Origin of the sequence: Rhodothalassium salexigens DSM 2132 (assembly GCF_004341375.1) — a bacterium.
Lineage (GTDB): Bacteria > Pseudomonadota > Alphaproteobacteria > Sphingomonadales > Rhodothalassiaceae > Rhodothalassium > Rhodothalassium salexigens.
In genome coordinates this window covers 446235-464381 of record NZ_SLXO01000002.1, presented here as the reverse complement: position 1 = coordinate 464381, position 18147 = coordinate 446235, and the positions used below count along the sequence as shown (strand labels likewise).

Below are 18147 nucleotides of genomic sequence, written 5' to 3'. Positions count from 1 at the left end.
CGGATGGGGCTGACCACCCAGGGCTTGAAGAATCCGGCCGCGGTGGCGGTGATCGTGGTGATCGCCATGCTGCTGGGGCTGTTGTCGCTGACCCGGCTGCCGGTGCAGTTGTTCCCCAATATCGAGCGGCCGACGCTGACCGTCAGTGCCGGCTGGCGCGCGGCCAGCCCGCGCGAGATCGAGTCCGAGATCGTCCAGCCGATCGAAGAGGTGCTGCAAGGTCTGCCCGGGCTGATCGAGATGTCGTCTTCGGCCAATTCCGGGCGCGGCTCGGTGCGGCTGGAATTCGCCCTGGCCACCGACATGGACCAGGCGTTCACCGAGGTGACCAGCCGCCTGCAACAGGTCAACAATCTGCCCGCCGACGCCGACCGGCCGCGCGTGCGCCAGGGCGGCGGCCGCGAGGGCGACAATGAATCGCTCATTCAACTGTTCGTGCAGCGCCTGCCCGGCAGCACCCTGTCGCTGGCCGAACTGACCCAGTTGATCGAGGACCAGGTGGCGCCGGCGTTCGAGGCGGTGGCGGGCGTCGCCAGCGTGTCGGTGCGCAGCGCCACCGGCAGCGAGGCGCTGCGCGTGGTCTTCGACCCCTATCGTCTGGCGCAACTGGGCCTGAGCGTCAGCGAGGTGGCGCAGCGCGTCGGCCGCTCCAACGACGTCTCGGGCGGCCAGGTGGAGGTGGGCCGGCGCAGTTTCGCCCTGCGCTTCGAGGGCCGCTATTCGCCCGACGAGTTGAGCGAGTTGATCCTCGACTGGCGCGGCGACACGCCGATCCGGCTCGGCGACGTGGCCGAGGTGTCGGTGGGGCCGATCTACAGCCGGTCGGTGGTGTTCCAGGACGGCAACCGGGCGATCAGCCTCGACCTGGCCAAGGAGACCGGCGCCAATGTGCTGGGCGCCATCTCGGCGGTGACCGAGATCATGGACCGGCTCAACGCCACCGTGCTGGCCGATGCCGGGGCACGGATGCAGAAATCGTTCGACCCGTCGGTGTTCATCAACCGCGCGGTCGCGCTGGTCACCAACAATCTGCTGGTCGGCATGGGGCTGGCGGTGGTCGCCTTGTGGTGGTTCCTGCGCCGGGCGCGGGCGACCCTGTTGATCGCCACCACGATCCCGATCTGCATCATGACCACCTTTTTGGTGCTCGACCTGTTCGGCCGCTCGGTCAACATCATCTCGCTGGCCGGGCTGGCGTTCGCCACCGGCATGGTGATGGACGCCGCCATCGTGGTGCTGGAGAACATCGTCCGGCTGCGCGAGCAGGGCCGCGACGCCTTCGAGGCGGCGGACACCGGCGCGCGCCAGGTCTGGGGGGCGTTGCTCGCCTCGACCGCCACCACGGTGGCGATCTTCTTGCCGATCATCTTCCTCAAGGACGTGGAAGGCCAGTTGTTCGCCGACCTGGCGCTGACCATCGCCATCGCGGTCAGCATCTCGCTGGTGGTGGCGGTGACCGTGTTGCCGGCGGCGGCGCGGCTGTTCCTGCGCATCGACCCGCGGGGCCAGGGCGCTGACCGGGCGGCTGGCCGGGCTGTTGAACGGGGGCGCGAGCCGGGCCCGGGCGCCGAGGCCGAGCGCGAGCCCTCGGCATGGTGGGACCGGCTGGCCCATGGGTTGATGGCCCTGACCGCCACGCGCCGGCGCCGGATTGCCTGGGTGGCGGTCTTGTTGGTCGGGCCGTTGTCGCTGTCTTATCTGCTGTGGCCGCAGACCAACTATCTGCCGCCGGTCAAGCGCGACGCGGTCGACGCCTTCATCAGCTTCCCCTCGGGCTACAATGCCGAGACCATCGAGCGCGAATTCGCCGATGTGGTGATCGAGCGGCTGGAGCCCTATGTGTCGGGGGCGCGCGAACCGGCGCTTCAGGATTATTTCCTGGTCTCGGGCAGTTGGGGCAGCTTCATGGGCGTGCGGCCGCGCGACCAGGGCGACGTGGATGCGGTGGTCGCACTGTTGCGCAGCGAGGTGCTGGCGGGCTTTCCCGACGTGGTCACCTATCCCCAGCAGGGCAATCTGTTCGGCGGCTTTGGCGGCGCAGGCTCGATCAGCCTGTATCTGCAATCGGCCGACTTTCCGGCGCTGTCGGACGCGGTGGTCGCCGGCGCCGACGTGGTGCGCGAGGTCTTGCCCGGCGCGCGGGTGCGGCCCACCCCCGACCCGCAGACGGTGGCGCCCGAGATCCGCCTGACGCCCGACGACCGGCGCATCGCCGAGGTCGGGCTGACCCGCGACGGCGTCGCCCAGACCATGCGCGCCATGGGCGACGGCATCTGGCTTGGCGAGTATTTCGACGGCGACAAGCGCATGGACATCATCCTGCGCGCCGCCGCCTGGTCGCGGCCGGAGTTTCTGGAAGACGTGCCGATTGCCACGCCCAATGCCGGCGTGCTGCCCCTGGGCGACCTGGTGTCGATCCGCCGCGACGTGGGGCCGTCGCGCATCCAGCGCGTCGACGGCCGCCGCACCATCACGCTGACCGTGGTGCCGCCGCCCGGCGTGTCGCTCGAAGCCGCCGTGCGCACCCTGCGCGAGCAGGCCGAGCCGCGCCTGCGCGCGCTGCTGCCCGCCGACGCCAGCCTGGCCTATGGCGGCGACGCCGACAGCCTGGACAAGGCGGTGGCCACGCTCGGCGGCAATTTCGGCATCGCCGTGGTGTTGCTGTTCCTGATCATGGCGGCGCTGTTCAAGTCGGTGAAGGACGCCGCCCTGGTGATCGTGTCGCTGCCCATGGCGACGGTCGGCGGGGTGGTCGCTTTATGGCTATTGAACAGGGTCACCTTCGCGCCCTTGGATCTGCTGGGCATGATCGGCTTCATCATTCTCCTGGGGCTGGTGGTCAACAACGCGATTCTGCTGGTGGTCGAGACGCGTCGGTCGGAAGACGAGGGGCTCGACCGGCGCGCGGCGGTGCACCAGGCGTTGCGGCTGCGGCTGCGGCCGATCTTCATGTCCACGCTGACCTCGATCGCCGGCATGTTGCCGCTGGTGCTGATCCCCGGTGCCGGCAGCCGGATCTATCAGGGCATGGCGACGGTGATCGTCGGCGGCATGAGCGTGTCGACGCTGTTCACCCTGATCCTGCTGCCGAGTTTGTTGCAACTGGGCCGGTCGCGGCGCCGTGTCGCCCCCGACGGCTCAAGCGACCGACCGGGCGACCCGGCGGCCGCCGGCCTGGCCGCGCCATGACCGCGCCATGACCGCAGCTTTCGTCCACCGGCTGCCGGCGCCGCAGCCCCGACCTCTCACGGCCCCGATGGCCCGACCAGCGAGGATGTTCATGTGGTATCTGTTTAACCGTCGCCTGTGGGCCGTGCTGCTGACCGGTCTGGCGACCCTGGTCGCTCTGGCCCCGGCGGCAAACGCCCAGCGCCCCGGCGGCCGGCCGCCGGCACCGGTGGACGCGGTGGCGGCCGAGACGGTGCGCATGGCGGCGGTGACGCGCATGCCGGGCACGGTGATCAGCCGCAACGACAGCACCATCGCCGCGGCGGTCGCCGGCCGGGTCGACTGGATCGCCGAGGTCGGCAGCGAGGTGGCCAAGGGCGACGTGCTGGCGCGCATCGACGACCGCGACTGGCGCCTTCAGGAGCGCGAGAGCGTGGCGCAGATCAAGCGGCTTGAAGCGCGGCTCGGCTATGAAGAGGCCGAGGTGGCGCGGATCGCCAAGCTGGCCGACCAGGGCAATGCGCCGCAAGCGCGGCTGGAAGAGGTGATGACCACCCGCGACGCCACGGTGCAGGAACTGGCCCAGGCGCGCGTGGCGTTGGAGCGCGCGCGCGTCGGCCTCGACCGGGCGGCGGTGCGGGCGCCGTTTCCGGGGCGGGTGGTGGCGCGGCTGGCGGCGCCGGGCGAATATGCGAGCCCCGGCGGCCAGCTTCTGCGCCTGGTCGACACCACCCATCTGGAGGTGCGCGCGCAGATCCCGGTCAGCCTGACCGGGCAGTTGGCCGCCGGGACCATCGTCGGCATCGAGGCCGACGCCACCCGGGTCGACGCGCCGGTGCGCACCATCGTGCCGGTGGGCGACGAGGTCAGCCGCACGGTGGAGTTGCGGGTGACGCTCGACGGCGCGCCGTGGATCGTCGGCACCGCGGTCAGGGTGGCGATCCCCAAGGGCGCCGCGCGCCAGGTGGTGGCGGTGCCGCGCGACGCCTTGATCCTGCGCGCCGACGGCAGCTTCGTGTTCGTGGTCGAAGACGGCCGGGCGCGCCGGGTGGCGGTGCGCACCGGTACCGCCGAGGGCGACCGTATCGCCGTCGACGGCGCGGTCGGCGCCGGCGATCTGGTGATCGTGCGCGGCGCCGAGCGCTTGACGCCCGGTCAGCCGGTGCGTATCCGCGAAGGCGATGCGGCGGCCGCCGGCGCCGCTGCCGTGGACGGCGGGGCCGGCGGTCGCGCCTTCTGAAGGGGTCGAGTGACGGTGGTGGAGACGAAGACGCACGGCGCAGCGCCCACCTGGTTCGGGCCGGTCGGCGGGCGCGTTGGCTGGCGCCCGGTCCGATGAGCCGCCTGTTCGGCAATCGCGAGGCGACGTTTTGGTTGTTTCAGGTCCTCGCCTGGAGCGGCTTCGGCGTGGTGCGCCTGTTGCAAGGCTACAGCCTCTACGGCCAGGTGGGGCCCTATATGGATACCACCTTGGTGGCCGCGGTGACCGGTTTCGTGCTGTCGTCGATCATGCGCCAGATCTACCAGCGCGTGTTCGGTGCCGGTCTCATCTGGGTGGCGGTGGCGGCCATCGGTGTCTCCGGCGCCTTTGCGGTCGCGTTCTCGGCGGTGGAGATCACCACCGTGCGCCTGTCCGACCCGGCCAATGCGGCGAGCTATTCGCTGTTCGACAATCTGATGCTCGACGGCTTCGTGCTGCTGGCCTGGAGCGCCATCTATTTCGGCGTCAAGTTCTACCGCCAATTGCTCGAACAGCAGGCGGCGACCGCGCGCGCCACCGCCATGGCGCACGAGGCGCAACTGGCGATGCTGCGCTACCAATTGAACCCGCACTTTCTGTTCAATACCCTGAATGCCATTTCAACCCTGGTGCTGGAAGGCGATGCCCGGGGCGCCAATGCCATGTTGACCAAATTATCGAGCTTTTTGCGCTACTCGCTGGTCAATCAGCCGACCCAGAGGGTGACGCTGGCCCAGGAGGTGGAGGCGCTGAAGCTCTATCTGGATATCGAGCGGGTGCGCTTTGGCGACCGGCTGACCTTCAGCGTCGACCTCGATGAGAGCGCGCGTGATGCCATGGTGCCGAGCCTGTTGTTGCAGCCGATGATCGAGAACGCCATCAAGTACGCCATCGCGCCGAGCGAGGCCGGCGGTGCCATCGCGCTGATCGCCCGCGCCGAGGCCGGGCGCCTTTGCCTGCGCGTGCGCGACGACGGGCCGGGCATCCAGGGCACGCCCCGGGTGCCGGTGGCGCCGACATCGTCGGGGGTCGGTTTGGCCAATACCCGCGCGCGCCTGCGCGAGGTCTATGGCGACGATTATCGCTTCGAACTGGCCAATCGCAGCCCGCGCGGGCTCGACGTGGTGATCCACATCCCGGTGCAATATGAGCCGCGGTCGGTGAGCGGGCGCCGCGGCCGGCCGGTGGCGCGCTCGCAGGAGGCCGCATCAGGATGACCGAGGAGGATACAGCGCCCATGACCGCGTCCCGGACGATCCGCTGCCTGCTGGTGGACGACGAACCGCTGGCGTTGCGGGGCCTGCGCGCCCGGCTGGCCGCGGCCGACGACCTCGACATCGTCGACGAGGCCCAGAACGGGCGCGAGGCGATCAAGCTGATCCGCCAGCATCGCCCGGATCTGGTGTTTCTGGACATCCAGATGCCGGGCTTGGGCGGTTTCGACGTGATCCGCGCTCTGGTCGGCGAGGATATGTTGCCGCTGGTTGTGTTCGTCACCGCCTATGACCGTTTCGCGCTCGAAGCGTTCGAGGCCCATGCGCTGGATTATCTCTTGAAGCCGGTGGAGGAGGAGCGCCTGGCCCAGACCCTGCACCGGGTCCGCGAGGCCATGGCCCAGCGCACGGCGGTGGAGCAGAACGCCCGTCTGGTCGACCTGATCGAGGGGCTCGACGACCCGCCGCAGACCGCGCTGACCGCGATCCTGGAAGCCCGGCCGACAACCCAGGCGCGCTATGACAGCCAGTTGCACATCAAGGATCGCGGCGTGATCACCCGGGTGGCGGTTGCCGATATCGACTATATCGACGCCGCCGGCGATTACATGTGCATCCATGTGGGCGACACCACGCATATCCTGCGCGAGACCATGAAGCACATGGAGGCACGCCTCGACCCGGCCAAGTTCCAGCGCATCCACCGCTCGACCATCGTCAATCTGGATCAGGTGCGCGAGGTCCACCCTTATGCCAATGGCGAGTGTTTCCTGACCCTGCAATCGGGTCGCGAATTGAAGGTCAGTCGCAGCTACAAGAGCGTGGTGGCGCGGTTTACCTGATTTGGCAACCCAGCCGGCGGCGTCGACTGACACAGGAACGCAACCGTTTTCCCCATTGCATCAAGCGGGCCCATGTGGTCAATCGCGGGAAACAGGGCGTGTAACGATGGAGAAGAGCATGCGGATTTTGGTGCTGGGTGGTGATGGTTTCTGCGGCTGGCCTACGGCGCTGCATCTGTCGAACCGGGGCCACGAGGTGGCCATCGTGGACGACCTGTCGCGGCGTAAGATCGATGTGGAACTGGAAGTGGAGTCGCTGACCCCGATCCGGCCCATGAGCGAGCGCCTGCGGGTCTGGAAAGAGGTCTCCGGCCGCACCATCGACTTCCACAGCTTCCGGGTCGGCGAGCACTACCATCGCTTGGTGACGCTGCTGAAGGAGTGGCGCCCCGAAGCCATCGTGCACTTCGCCGAACAACGCGCCGCGCCTTATTCCATGAAGTCGCCGGCGCACAAGCGCTATACCGTCGACAACAATCTCAACGCCACCAACGACGTGCTGGCGGCGATGGTGGAATCGGGCATCGACTCGCACCTGGTGCATCTGGGCACCATGGGCGTCTACGGCTACGGCACCGCCGGCATGAAGATCCCCGAGGGCTATCTGAACGTCAAGGTGGACACCGACCAGGGCCAGGTGGAGCAGGAAATCCTCTATCCGGTGAACCCGGGCTCGATCTACCACCTGACCAAGACGCAGGATCAGCTTTTCTTCTATTTCTACAACAAAAACGACGGCGTGAAGGTGACCGACCTGCACCAGGGTATCGTCTGGGGCACCCAGACCGCCGAGACGGTGAAGGACGAGCGGTTGATCAACCGCTTCGACTATGACGGCGACTATGGCACGGTGCTCAACCGGTTCCTGATGCAGGCGGCGGTGGGCTATCCGTTGACCGTGCACGGCACCGGCGGTCAGACCCGCGCCTTCATCCACATTCAGGACACCGTGCGCTGCATCGAACTGGCGATCGAAAACCCGCCCCAGCGTGGCGACCGGGTCAACATCCTCAATCAGATGACCGAGACCCACCGCGTGCGCGATCTGGCCAAGATGGTCGCCGAGATGACCGGCGCCGAAGTTCAGTATGTGGACAATCCGCGCAACGAGGCCGACGAAAACGAGTTGCATGTGGCCAATGACCGGTTCCTGCGCCTGGGTCTTGAGCCGATCACGCTCGAAGCCGGGCTGCTCGACGAGGTGACCGACATCGCGCGCAAATATGCCGAGCGCTGCGACACCACCAAGATCCCGTGCGTATCCTATTGGAGCGAACGCCGCCCGGCCGAGGCGGTGGCCGACGTACAGGAAGCCTGACCCCATGGCGGGGCGCGACCGAACCGGGCCGGACACCGACCCGCCGTCGATCCCCGGCAGCCTGTGGCGCACGCACCAGTCGTTGGAGCGTGAGGCCTGGGCGGCGGCTTTGTCCGATCAGTTGGCCGGGGCCAGCCCGGACCGGGTGATCGGGTTCGCCCATGACACGCTGTTCCCCGGGCGGCTGGCGCTGGTGTCGTCGTTCGGCGCGGAGAGCGCGGCCTTGCTGGCCTTCGCCGCCGACGTGGACCGATCGCTGCCGGTGGTGTTCCTCGACACCCACAAGCTGTTCGACGAGACGCTGGCCTATCGCGACCGGATCGTCGATTTGCTGGGCTTGACCGACGTGCGGGTAATCCACCCCAAGCCCGAGGATCTGGCCGCCGACGACCCCGACGGCACGTTGCACGAGCGCCGGCCTGACCTGTGCTGCCATATTCGCAAGACGCTGCCGCTGGTGCGCGCACTCAAGGGCTTCGACGCCTGGCTGACCGGGCGCAAGCAATACCAGTCGACGGTGCGCGCCAGGCTGCCGCGGGTCGAGATTCAAGATGGCCGGGTCAAGATCAATCCGCTGGCCAATTGGAACGCCGAGGATGTGCGCGCCGAGATGGACCGCCGCGGCCTGCCGCCCCATCCGCTGGTGGCGAAGGGCTATCCCTCGATCGGCTGCGCGCCGTGCACCAGCCGGGTCGAGGACGGCGAGGACCTGCGTGCCGGGCGCTGGCGCGGCCAGGAAAAGACCGAATGCGGCATCCATCTGGGCGCCGACGGGCGCTGGGTGCGCTCGGGTGGCGCGGACTGATCGCCGCGCTCCAAGCCCGCGCACCCGCTGAAAATCCGGAAACGTATCGGCGCCGTTGGGAGGCCCCTGCCGTTTACACAATGCAGGGGCCTCCCGGCGCGATCGCCGTACGGGGCTGACGGTATGGCGCTCGGCGCCGCCGGGTCAGTCGCCGGTCGACCGGCGCACGCTCGCGACCAGCGCGACCACGTCGCTGGACAGGGTCTTCGCCTGGCTTTGCAGGCTGTTGCTGGCGTCGTCCACCTGGCGCGCCGCGTCGGTCAGGCCATCGGCTTCCTGTTGAATGGCGGCAACGCTGTTGGTCACCGTATCGGTCCGGTCGGCGGCCTCGGCGATGTTGCGGGCGATTTCCTGGCTTGATTGGCTTTGCTGCTGCACCGCCGCACTCACGGCCGTGGTCAATTCGCTGACCTGGCCGATCAGCCCGGCGACCGTCTCGATCTGGCTCACCGAACTGCCGGTGGCGTCGCGCATGACCGACAGCTTCTCGGCGATTTCGTCGGCGGCCTTGGCGCTTTGCTGGGCAAGCGACTTGACTTCCGAGGCCACCACCGAAAAGCCGCGCCCGGCCTCGCCGGCGCGGGCCGCCTCGATGGTGGCGTTGAGGGCGAGCAGGTTGGTCTGGTCGGCGATCTGCTTGATCACTTCGAGCGTCTTGGCCACTTCCTCGGCCGCCGCCGCCAGTTCGGTCACCCGCTCTCGGGCCTGTTGCGAGGTGCTGTCGGCTTCGCTGGTGCGTGTCTGGGTCTCGTTCGCCTGAGTGGCCACTTCCTGGATCGAGGTGGACATTTCCTCGGCGGCCGAGGCGACGGTTTCCAGGTTGCTGGTGCTCTTCTGCAACTCGTCGCTGGCTTGCGCGCACTGGTCGCGGACGGTCTTGGCGGTGCTGGTCAACTGGTCGGCGGTGGCGGACAACTCGTGCGCGCGACCGGCGATCTCGTCGGCCTGGCCCTTGATCTGGCTTTCGCAATCGTCGGCATAGGTTTCGAGCCGGGCGAGCGCATCCTTTTCCGGTTGGATGTCGGTCAACGAGCCGGAGACCCGTAGCGGCCGGCCGTTACTGTCCCGCGTGGCGCTGCCCGACGCCCGGAACCAGCGATACTCGCCCGACTTCAGCTTCAGCCGATACTCAACCTCATAAGGGGTGGCGCCGGTCGGGTCTTGCAGATGGTCGTTGAAAACCTTGGTTGTGGCCGCCACGTCGTCGGGGTGCAACTTGTCGGACCAAGCCTCGACCCGATTGGGAAAATCGGCTTCGGAACTGAAGCCGCACAGCCGCCGGAACTCGTTGGACCAGGTCCATTGGCTCTGCTCGTGGAACGGGTCGCCATTGTGTAGAACCGCGTCCCATAGCGCGGCACCGGCATGGTTCTCGAACAGGTCCATGCGCTCCTTCAGATCCTCAAACGCCGAGGTGGCGTCGGCGGCCTCGGTCACATGGTCGGCGGCTCGGTCGACCAGGGCGCGTAACTCCGGGTCCAGATTCTGAGTGTTGGGCCGGTTGCCGTCGGCCAGGTCTTCGAGCGCCTGGCGTAGGAACGGGTCGAGCCCCTCGGTGTCGTTCGCGGCCTCGGCGCCGAACGCAAAAAAATTTCGGTTCCGCTGTACTTGCGCCATGTTCCATGTCCCAAAAAGTGCATTACCATCCGATGCTCGATTTGATACTCGAATTGTTAAAAGTAAAGTTAATGATTCGATTAAATTCGCTGTCGCACCCAACCATCGGACGCAGGTATGAGCGGTTGCCAGTCCGGTCGCACGGCCGGTTCGGGGCATGCGAGCCAGCGCTGCGATAAATCGGAAAAGGGGGCGATCGGTGGCGGCCGGCGTGGCCGCCTCTGGCGTCGGTGCGCCGCTGCGGGCTCCGTCACGCCTGGGACTCGGCGCCGGCCGCCCGCCCCGGCCTGGAGCGGGACGACCTGGCGGAGGGCGACGCCGGGACGTATGGTCCGGGAAGGATCGGTCAAGGCCCGATCGCTGGAGGCAGGAGCGGTCCCGGGCACGACCGGTGGCGAAACCGGTTTGGGCCGGTCAGCGCACCCGGGGGCGGGGCGCTGGCCGGGATCGGCTGGCCCGTTGCGTCAGACCTTGCTTTGCCGGCGGATGTTGGAAACCAGGGTATCGACTTCGCCTGCGAGGCTGTCGGCCTGGTCTTGCAGGGTCTTGGCGGCGTCGCTGACGTGTCGGCCGGCGCGGTTCAATCCGTCGGTGCCGTCCTGGATCGCGGTCACGGTGCCGGTAACGGTGTCGGTGCTGGCCGCCGCCTCGGCGATGTTGCGGGCGATTTCCTGGCTGGAGGCGCTCTGCTCCTGAACCGCTGCGCTGACCGACGTGGTCAATTCCCGGACCTGGGCGATCAACTCGGCCACATTCTGCATTTGGCTCACCGAGCTGCCCGAGGCATCGCGCATCGCCGCCAGCTTCTCGGCGATCTCGTCGGCGGCCTTGGCGCTTTGCTGGGCCAGCGACTTGACTTCCGAGGCGACCACCGCGAAGCCCTTGCCGGCCTCGCCGGCGCGCGCCGCCTCGATGGTGGCGTTGAGGGCGAGCAGGTTGGTCTGGTCGGCGATCTGCTTGATCACTTCGAGCGTCTTGGCCACGTCCTCGGCCGCTGTTGCCAGTTCGCCGACCCGTTCGCGCGCTTCCTGGCTGCTGCGGTCGGCATCGCTGGTGCGTGCCTGGGTTTCCGAGGCTTGCTGGGCGACCTCCTGGATCGACCCCGACATCTGTTCGGCGGCCGAAGCGACCGCGTCCAGATTGGCGCTGCCCTTGTGCAGTTCGTCGCTGGCGGTCTCGCAGCGGCCATGGGTCGAGGTGGCGTTGTCGGCGAGCTCGTCGCCGGTGCTGCCCAGGCTGCGCGCGGCGGTGGCGATTTCTCCCGACAGGCCCTTGAGTTTGGTCTCGCAGGTGTCGGCATAGGCCAGCAGGTTCGACCGCGCCGTCTTGGCGTCGTGAATATCGATCAGCGAGCCCGAGGCACGGATCGCCATGCCCTGGGCATTGCGCAGGGCGCTGCCGGCGGCCCGGAACCAGCGATAGTCGCCGGTGCGGGTCTTGAGGCGATACGCCACATCATAGGGCGTTTTGCCGCTGCGATCGGCCAGATGGGCCTGGAACGCCTGCGCCGTGGGTTCGGCGTCGTCTGGGTGTAGGCTGTCCGCCCAGGCGCCGACCACATTGGGAAAGTCCTGCTCGGATGCGTAGCCCAGCAGATTGCGGAACTCGTTCGACCAGGTCCAGCGGCTTTGGGCGTGGAACGGGTCGCCGTCACACAGCACCGCGTCCCACAGCCCGACGCCGGCGTGGTTCTCGAACAGCGACAGCCGCTCGGCCATATCGTCGGCTCGACCTTGCAGGGCCGCGTGGTCGTCGGCTTGGCTCAAAAGCCGCTCGACGGCGGCGCGCTCGGCCGGCGTGAGGGCCGCAGTGTCCGGGCGGGCGCCGGCCGCGATCGCCTCGATGGCCTCGCGAAACGGGTCTTGGCCGGTGGCGGAGTCGGGGCGGGCCGCGGCATTGCCGCGTCTTTCTCTTACGCTGAGGAACATGGGTGACATCCTTGTTTCGGGTTCAGAGGCCTTTTTTGGCCTTCTTAGGGTCGGAAGAGCGCAGGGTATTACGCTCGGTGTTACCAAAAGTTTATAGTTAAAATGAAACCGGCTGCGGGCGCGCAGCGCCGATATTGCCAGAGGCTCGGACGGCGTCAGCGCGGACAGGGCGACCGGGCTGCGGGGCGGCGTCGGTCAGCCGCCCCGGTCGAGGCCCGGTCAGCGCGATCCTTGATGGCGGATGTTGGCGATCAATGTGTCGACCTCGCTGGCCAGGGCGCTGGCCTGATCCTGCAGGGTCCCGCTGGCTTCGCCCACTTGCCGGCCGGCGTCGGTCAGGCCCTGGGCGTCGTGCTGGATCGCCGCCACATTGCCGGTGACGCTGTCGGTGCTGGCGGCCGCCTCGGAGATGTTGCGGGCGATCTCCTGGCTGGCGGCGCTCTGCTCCTGCACCGCCGCGCTGACCGAAGTGACCAACTCGCTGACCTGGCCGATCAGTTTGGTGACGCCTTCCATGCGCCCGACCGAGCTTTCGGTGGCATCGCGCATGACCGTGAGCTTGCCGGCGATTTCGTCGGCGGCCTTGGCGCTTTGCTGGGCCAGCGACTTGACTTCCGAGGCGACCACCGCGAAGCCCTTGCCGGCCTCGCCGGCGCGCGCCGCCTCGATGGTGGCGTTGAGGGCGAGCAGGTTGGTCTGGTCGGCGATCTGCTTGATCACCTCAAGCGTTTTGGCCACGTCTTCGGCGGCGGCGGCCAGTTCGCTGACCCGCTGGCGGGCATCCTGCGAGGCGGTGTCGGCCTCGTTGGTGCGTGCCTGGGTGTCGCCCGCCTGATGGGCCACTTCCTGGATCGAGCCGGACATCTCCTCGGCGGCCGAGGCGACGGTTTCCAGGTTGCTGCTGCTCTTGGACAACTCATCGCTGGCGCTGACGCAACTGTCGCGCGTGGTGTCGGCCGTGTGGACCAGATTGGTCGCGGTGTCGGACAGGCCGCGCGACTCATGGGCAATGGTATCGGCCATGGCCTTCAGCCGGGTCTCGCAGATATCGGCATATTCGGCCAGGCGATCCTGGGCGGTCTTGATTTCGTGAATGTCGTTGAGCGAGCCCGACGCGCGGGTCGCCACGCCGTTGGCGTCGCGCTTGGCATTGCCGGCGTCGCGGAACCAGCGGTATTCGCCCGAGCGCACCTTTAGCCGATAGGTCACGTCATAGGGCGTCTTGCCGGTGCGGTCGGCCAGATGGGCCACGAACGCGTCTTCGGCCGCCTGGGCGTCGTCGGGGTGCAGCTTCTCCGACCAGGCTTCGACGGTGTTGGGAAAGTCCCGCTCCGAGGTATAGCCCAACTGCCGGCGAATCTCGTTCGACCAGGCCCAACTGCTGCGTTCGTCGAAGGCATCGCCATTGTACAACACGGCATCCCACAACCCGACACCGCTATGGTTCTCGTAAAGGTCTAGTCGTTCGGCCATGCCCTCGGCATCAACCTTGATGTCGGTGAGCGACTGCAGCCGGTCGAGCAGGGGGGCCACCAGCGCCCGGTCTTCGGCGTCGAGCATCGATACATCGGGGGTGCCGCCGGCCAGGATCACCTGGAGGGTTTGGCGCAGCGCCCCTTGGTTGGGGCCGTGGCGGGCGTCCTCCGACCGCGCGCGACTGCGCTCTTTGATACTCGTGAGCATGGGTGACATGTTCCACTTGTCAGGAATTGGCATGGCCTTTGATTTCTTATTTTTGTGTGCTTTATCAGAAAACAGATTAACAGTTGTTTGACGTGTCGGAGCGGATCGGCCAAAGCGGCGCGCGTGGCGGGTTTTTTCGCGGCGGCCGGGCACGGCGAGAGGGGTTAACAGGGGGGTGTCCAGGCACTAGGTGTCCTGAGGGTCGGTCGGTCGGAGTCAAAGGAGCCTCTTCATGCCATCGCCATCGCTTATGCCGTTCGCCCACCTCGCCGCCGGGAGGCGACTGTGAGCCGCGCTGTCGAGGCCGGCTGTTCGGCCGACGGGGGGGTGTCGGTTCGCGCGCTGGAGGCCCGGCTGATGGCGCGGCTTGCCGACTATCGCGACCGGCGCAGCGAAGACCCGGCGTTCAACCCGATCTGGCGGCTGGCGTGCGATCTGTCATTCCAGGTCGAGGCGGGCGGGCTTGGCCGCGGCGATCTGTGCCGGCTGGCCGACCAGTTGCTGGCCCGCGCGCTCGACGAGCGCGGCGCCTGGATGGGCCATATGCTCGGCAGCCTGGATGCCGACGAGCAGCGGCGCGCGCTGGCGGCGCTGATGGAGCGCGAGACGGCGGTGTGCGACGCCGACAGCTTCGCCGCGCGCTGGGGCCGCCCCTGGCTGGGGTTGGTGCTGACCGCGCACCCGACCTTTTTGCTCAACGACAGCGAACGCGCGCGGGTGCTCGAGGCGCTCGCCCGCGTGCCCGAAGCCGAGCGCACGGCCCCGGCAGCCGGTGCCGAGGACATCACCCTGGACCAGGAACACGCCCGCGCGGTCGACGCCATGGCGCAGATGCGCCAGGCGAGCGCCACGCTGGTCGGGGCGATTCTGGACGCCGCGCGCACCGCCTATCCCGACCGCTGGCGTGCGCTGCGGCCCCAGCCGGTCGATACCGGCACCTGGGTCGGCTACGACATGGACGGGCGTACCGACATTGGCTGGGCCGACTGCGTGCGCTTCCGGCTGGCCGAAAAGGCAATCCAGCTTGGCTGGTACCTGGACGATATCGACGCACTGCGGCCGCGGCTTGACGCCGAGGCCCGGGGTGAGGTGGGCGCTGAGCTGGACGCCATCGCCGAGACGCTCGCTGCGGCCAAGGCCCATGCCGAGACCGGGCGCGACCTGTTCGCCGACGATCTGAGCGCCGAGAATGCGCTGGCGCGGGCGGCCGACTGGCTGACCGAGGACCGGCCCGGTCGGTTGGTCAGTCTCGACCCGCTGCTCGACCGGCTCGACGCGCTGGTCGAGGCCGTCGAAGACAGCCGCGTCGCTCGCGATCTGGCGGTGCTGCGCGCGCAGATGGCCAGTTTTCGGCTTGGTATCGGGCGCATCCACTTCCGCATCAACGCCACCCAACTCAACAACGCCATCCGCCGCCGGATCGAGCGCGGCGAGGCGGTCGATCTGGCCAGCCGCTCGGTGCTGGCGCAGATCAACGAGATGGCCGAGACGGTGACGCCGTTGCGGGTCAATTTCGCCGCCCTTGCGGTCGAGCCGACCACCGCGGTGCGCCAGATCCTGACCATCGCCCAGATCGTCAAGCATATCGACGCCGACAGCGATATCCGCCTGTTGATCGCCGAGTGCGAACGCCCGGCGACCGTGATGGCGGCGCTCTACTTCGTGCGTGCCTTCGGTGTCGCCGACCGGGTGGACATCTCGCCCCTGTTCGAGACCGCCACGGCGCTTGAAGGGGCGGAACGGATGCTTGGCGTGCTGTTCGCCCAGTCGAGCTTTCGCCAGACCGTGCTCGCTCGCGGCCGGATCGCCATCGAAAGCGGCTTTTCCGACGCCGGGCGGTTCATCGGCCAGATCCCGGCGGCGCTGGCCATCGAACGGTTGCACGCCAATCTGGCCCGCCAGGTCGCCGCCCACGACCTGGGCGCGGTGGAATGCCTGGTGTTCGACACCCATGGCGAATCCATGGGCCGGGGCGCCCATCCCGGCTCGCTTGGCGCCCGGCTCGATCATGTGATGTCGCCCTGGGCGCGGGCGCAGTTCGCGCGGCGCGGCCTGGCGTTGCGCCAAGAGGTGAGCTTCCAGGGCGGCGACGGCTATCTGTGGTTCGCGCGGCCCGATACCGCGCTCGGCTTTTTGGTCGGTGCGCTCGCCCACCTGCAGGGGCTGCCAGGGCCCGATACGGCCGAGGCCGACCCGTTCTACGGCGCGCCCGACCTGACCCTCGACATGTATCGGCGGATCATGCGCTATCAGGAAGCGGTCATGGAGATGCCCGCCTATCACCGCACCCTGACCGCGTTTGCCCCGGCGCTGCTGAAGTCCACCGGCTCGCGCAAGTCGCGCCGCCAATTCGAGACCGGGCGCGGCGAACGGCCCGACCTGTCGCGGTTGCGCGCGATCCCGCACAATGCGGTGCTCCAGCAACTGGGCTTTCCGCTCAACGTGATCGCCGGGCTCGGCGAGGCGACCCGACCGGCGCGCGAGGTCTGGGCCGACTGGCGGACCCGTAGCGCGCGCTTCGCCACCCTGATGGACCTGGTGGTCGAGGCGCGCGAACGCGCCAGCCTGCGCACCATGACCGCCTATCTGTCGGTGTTCGACGCCGGCTACTGGGCGTCGCGTCCGCACAGCGCCACCCAGGCCCATCTGACCGACGCCTGCCTCTATCTGGCCGAGCGTCTCGACGGCGACGACCGCACCGAAGCGGGGCGGGCGCTGACCGGCCATCTGCGCATCGACGAGTTGCTGTTGCACCAGTTCCTCGGCCGCACCGGCGAGGACAAGGCGGTGATGGACGCTACCGCGCGCGATACGCTGGCGCTGTTGCACAGCCTGCGCATTGCGCTGATCCAGCATCTGTTCCTGATGGCCGCGCGGATTCCGCGCTTCTCGGCGCGCAACGACATCTCGCGCGCCGATATCATGGAATTGATCTTCGCCCTGCGCGTGCCCGAGGCGGTGGCCCTGCTGCGCCAGGCGTTCCCGGGCCAGGCGCCGGGCGTCGACGATTTCGTGATCGCCGAGCCTGCCGACTATCCCGACGCCGACGCGCCCAACTACACGTCGCTCAACCGGACGCTGATCGACCCCATGGAACAGATCCACCGCTGTCTGCTGACCATCTCGGTGGCGGTGGCCAATTGCTACCGCGCCCACGGCTGAGCCCGGCGGCCGCCAGGTGCGGCTGATCGCCGCTCGACACCCGCCCGACCGCCGCCGCCGCGCCCGGCCCGATACGCCGACGGCGTGGCGGACCGCGGGTTTGAGGCCGGTGGCGAGCGGCGACTGTCAATCCTGCTTGTCAGTAAAAACTGTCTAGCAAAGTTGACAAATGCTTTTTTCAGGCTTGGCGCTGCGTTATACTGGCGATGCCCGTTCGGTCCGAGGGTGTGCAGCCCCTCGGCCCGCTTATCCGTCCGCCAAGAACCCGATGATGCATGATGACCTATACCGATCTGAAAGCGCCCTTCTGGCAGACCGCCCCTCTCCAGGGCGGGACGTTGGGTAAATGCGCGCGCTGTGCCGTCCGCACGACCGGCCTGTGCGGCGCGCTCCGCGACTCGGAACTGGCCGATATCCAGCCCTATATGACGACCGTCGAGCGTCATGCCGACACCGTGCTGTTCGACGAGAACGATCCCAGCGATTTCGTCTATAATCTGGTCAGTGGGGCGGCACGGTCGTTCAAGCTGCTGCCCGACGGTCGCCGCCAGATCACCGGCTTTTTACGGCCGGGCGACTTTCTGGGTATCCTGGAGAACGACCAGTATGCCTTTTCCGCCGATCTGATCACCGACTCCCGGCTGTGCCGGTTCCGTCGCAATGATTTCGAGAAGCTGGTCGATCACTTTCCCGCGCTCCAAAAATCTCTGCTGAGCGGCGCCTTTCGCGAGGTTGCCAACGCCCATGAGCGGTTCTTGATGCTCGGCCGCAAGACCGCCCAGGAGAAGGTGGCGGGCTTCTTGATGTCGCTGCGTCCGGCGTGCGCGCGCGGCGAGGATGAGGCGGCGGTGGAATTGTTCATGTCGCGCGGCGATATCGCCGACTATCTCGGCCTGACCATCGAGACGATCAGCCGAGAGTTGACCAAGCTAGACCGCCGCGGCCTGATTACCTTCCAGGGCGACCGTCGGCATTTAATGCTCGACGTGCCCGGACTTGAAGATCTTTTGTCTTCTTGAGAGAAGGTGTGGTCGACCAAGTGTGAATAGCGTATTCGACTTTGGTTGCTCGAATATTACAGTTCGTGTCGCTATTGTTACACTTTTTTTAAGAGCAAATTCGACGTTGACTTGAAAGTCGCTTTCGGCATTGTGCGCCCTGGGATTGCCG

General features: G+C 67.7%; 11 protein-coding genes. 8 read left to right on the top strand and 3 right to left on the bottom strand.

What is annotated here, in order from left to right:
- The first annotated feature begins 3 nt into the window (after window positions 1-3).
- The 6 genes from EV659_RS04440 (at window position 4) to EV659_RS04415 (ending at window position 8587) form a co-directional block, all read left to right on the top strand.
- Window positions 4-3189 (top strand): efflux RND transporter permease subunit, encoded by a 3186-nt coding sequence (locus EV659_RS04440; RefSeq protein ID WP_132707637.1) that lies wholly within the window; start codon window positions 4-6, stop codon window positions 3187-3189.
- Between the two features lie 91 nt (window positions 3190-3280).
- Complete coding sequence (locus EV659_RS04435) at window positions 3281-4408, top strand: efflux RND transporter periplasmic adaptor subunit (RefSeq protein WP_165878723.1); 1128 nt, start codon at window positions 3281-3283, stop codon at window positions 4406-4408.
- A 95-nt stretch (window positions 4409-4503) separates the two neighbouring features.
- On the top strand, window positions 4504-5625 hold the full coding sequence (locus EV659_RS04430) for a sensor histidine kinase (RefSeq protein WP_132707635.1): 1122 nt from the start codon (window positions 4504-4506) through the stop codon (window positions 5623-5625).
- A gap of 20 nt (window positions 5626-5645) precedes the next feature.
- Entirely contained in the window at window positions 5646-6464 is an 819-nt protein-coding gene (locus EV659_RS04425; RefSeq protein WP_132707634.1) for a LytR/AlgR family response regulator transcription factor, read from the top strand.
- A 118-nt stretch (window positions 6465-6582) separates the two neighbouring features.
- Window positions 6583-7782: an NAD-dependent epimerase/dehydratase family protein gene (locus EV659_RS04420; protein WP_132707633.1), complete on the top strand. Its 1200-nt coding sequence runs from the start codon at window positions 6583-6585 to the stop codon at window positions 7780-7782.
- Between the two features lie 4 nt (window positions 7783-7786).
- Window positions 7787-8587, top strand: a complete 801-nt coding sequence (locus EV659_RS04415; protein WP_132707632.1) for a phosphoadenylyl-sulfate reductase — start codon at window positions 7787-7789, stop codon at window positions 8585-8587.
- Between the two features lie 144 nt (window positions 8588-8731).
- Here EV659_RS04415 and EV659_RS04410 read toward each other — a convergent pair whose 3' ends face one another.
- The 3 genes from EV659_RS04410 to EV659_RS04400 all read right to left on the bottom strand — a co-directional run bounded on the left by EV659_RS04410 (window position 8732) and on the right by EV659_RS04400 (window position 13815).
- A complete protein-coding gene (locus tag EV659_RS04410) occupies window positions 8732-10204 on the bottom strand; it encodes a methyl-accepting chemotaxis protein (RefSeq protein WP_165878722.1) in 1473 nt (490 codons plus the stop codon).
- Between the two features lie 464 nt (window positions 10205-10668).
- The gene (locus EV659_RS15000) at window positions 10669-12132 is read right to left on the bottom strand and encodes a methyl-accepting chemotaxis protein (RefSeq protein ID WP_132707630.1); all 1464 of its coding nucleotides are present in this window, start codon (window positions 12130-12132) and stop codon (window positions 10669-10671) included.
- 219 nt (window positions 12133-12351) lie between these two features.
- On the bottom strand, window positions 12352-13815 hold the full coding sequence (locus tag EV659_RS04400; protein WP_165878721.1) for a methyl-accepting chemotaxis protein: 1464 nt from the start codon (window positions 13813-13815) through the stop codon (window positions 12352-12354).
- Between the two features lie 285 nt (window positions 13816-14100).
- Between EV659_RS04400 and EV659_RS04395 the strand changes: the two genes are divergently transcribed.
- Together EV659_RS04395 and EV659_RS04390 are read left to right on the top strand one after the other, a co-directional pair.
- On the top strand, window positions 14101-16977 hold the full coding sequence (locus tag EV659_RS04395; protein ID WP_132707628.1) for a phosphoenolpyruvate carboxylase: 2877 nt from the start codon (window positions 14101-14103) through the stop codon (window positions 16975-16977).
- 278 nt (window positions 16978-17255) lie between these two features.
- Window positions 17256-17996: a Crp/Fnr family transcriptional regulator gene (locus EV659_RS04390; protein WP_165878720.1), complete on the top strand. Its 741-nt coding sequence runs from the start codon at window positions 17256-17258 to the stop codon at window positions 17994-17996.
- The last annotated feature ends 151 nt before the right edge of the window (window positions 17997-18147 follow it).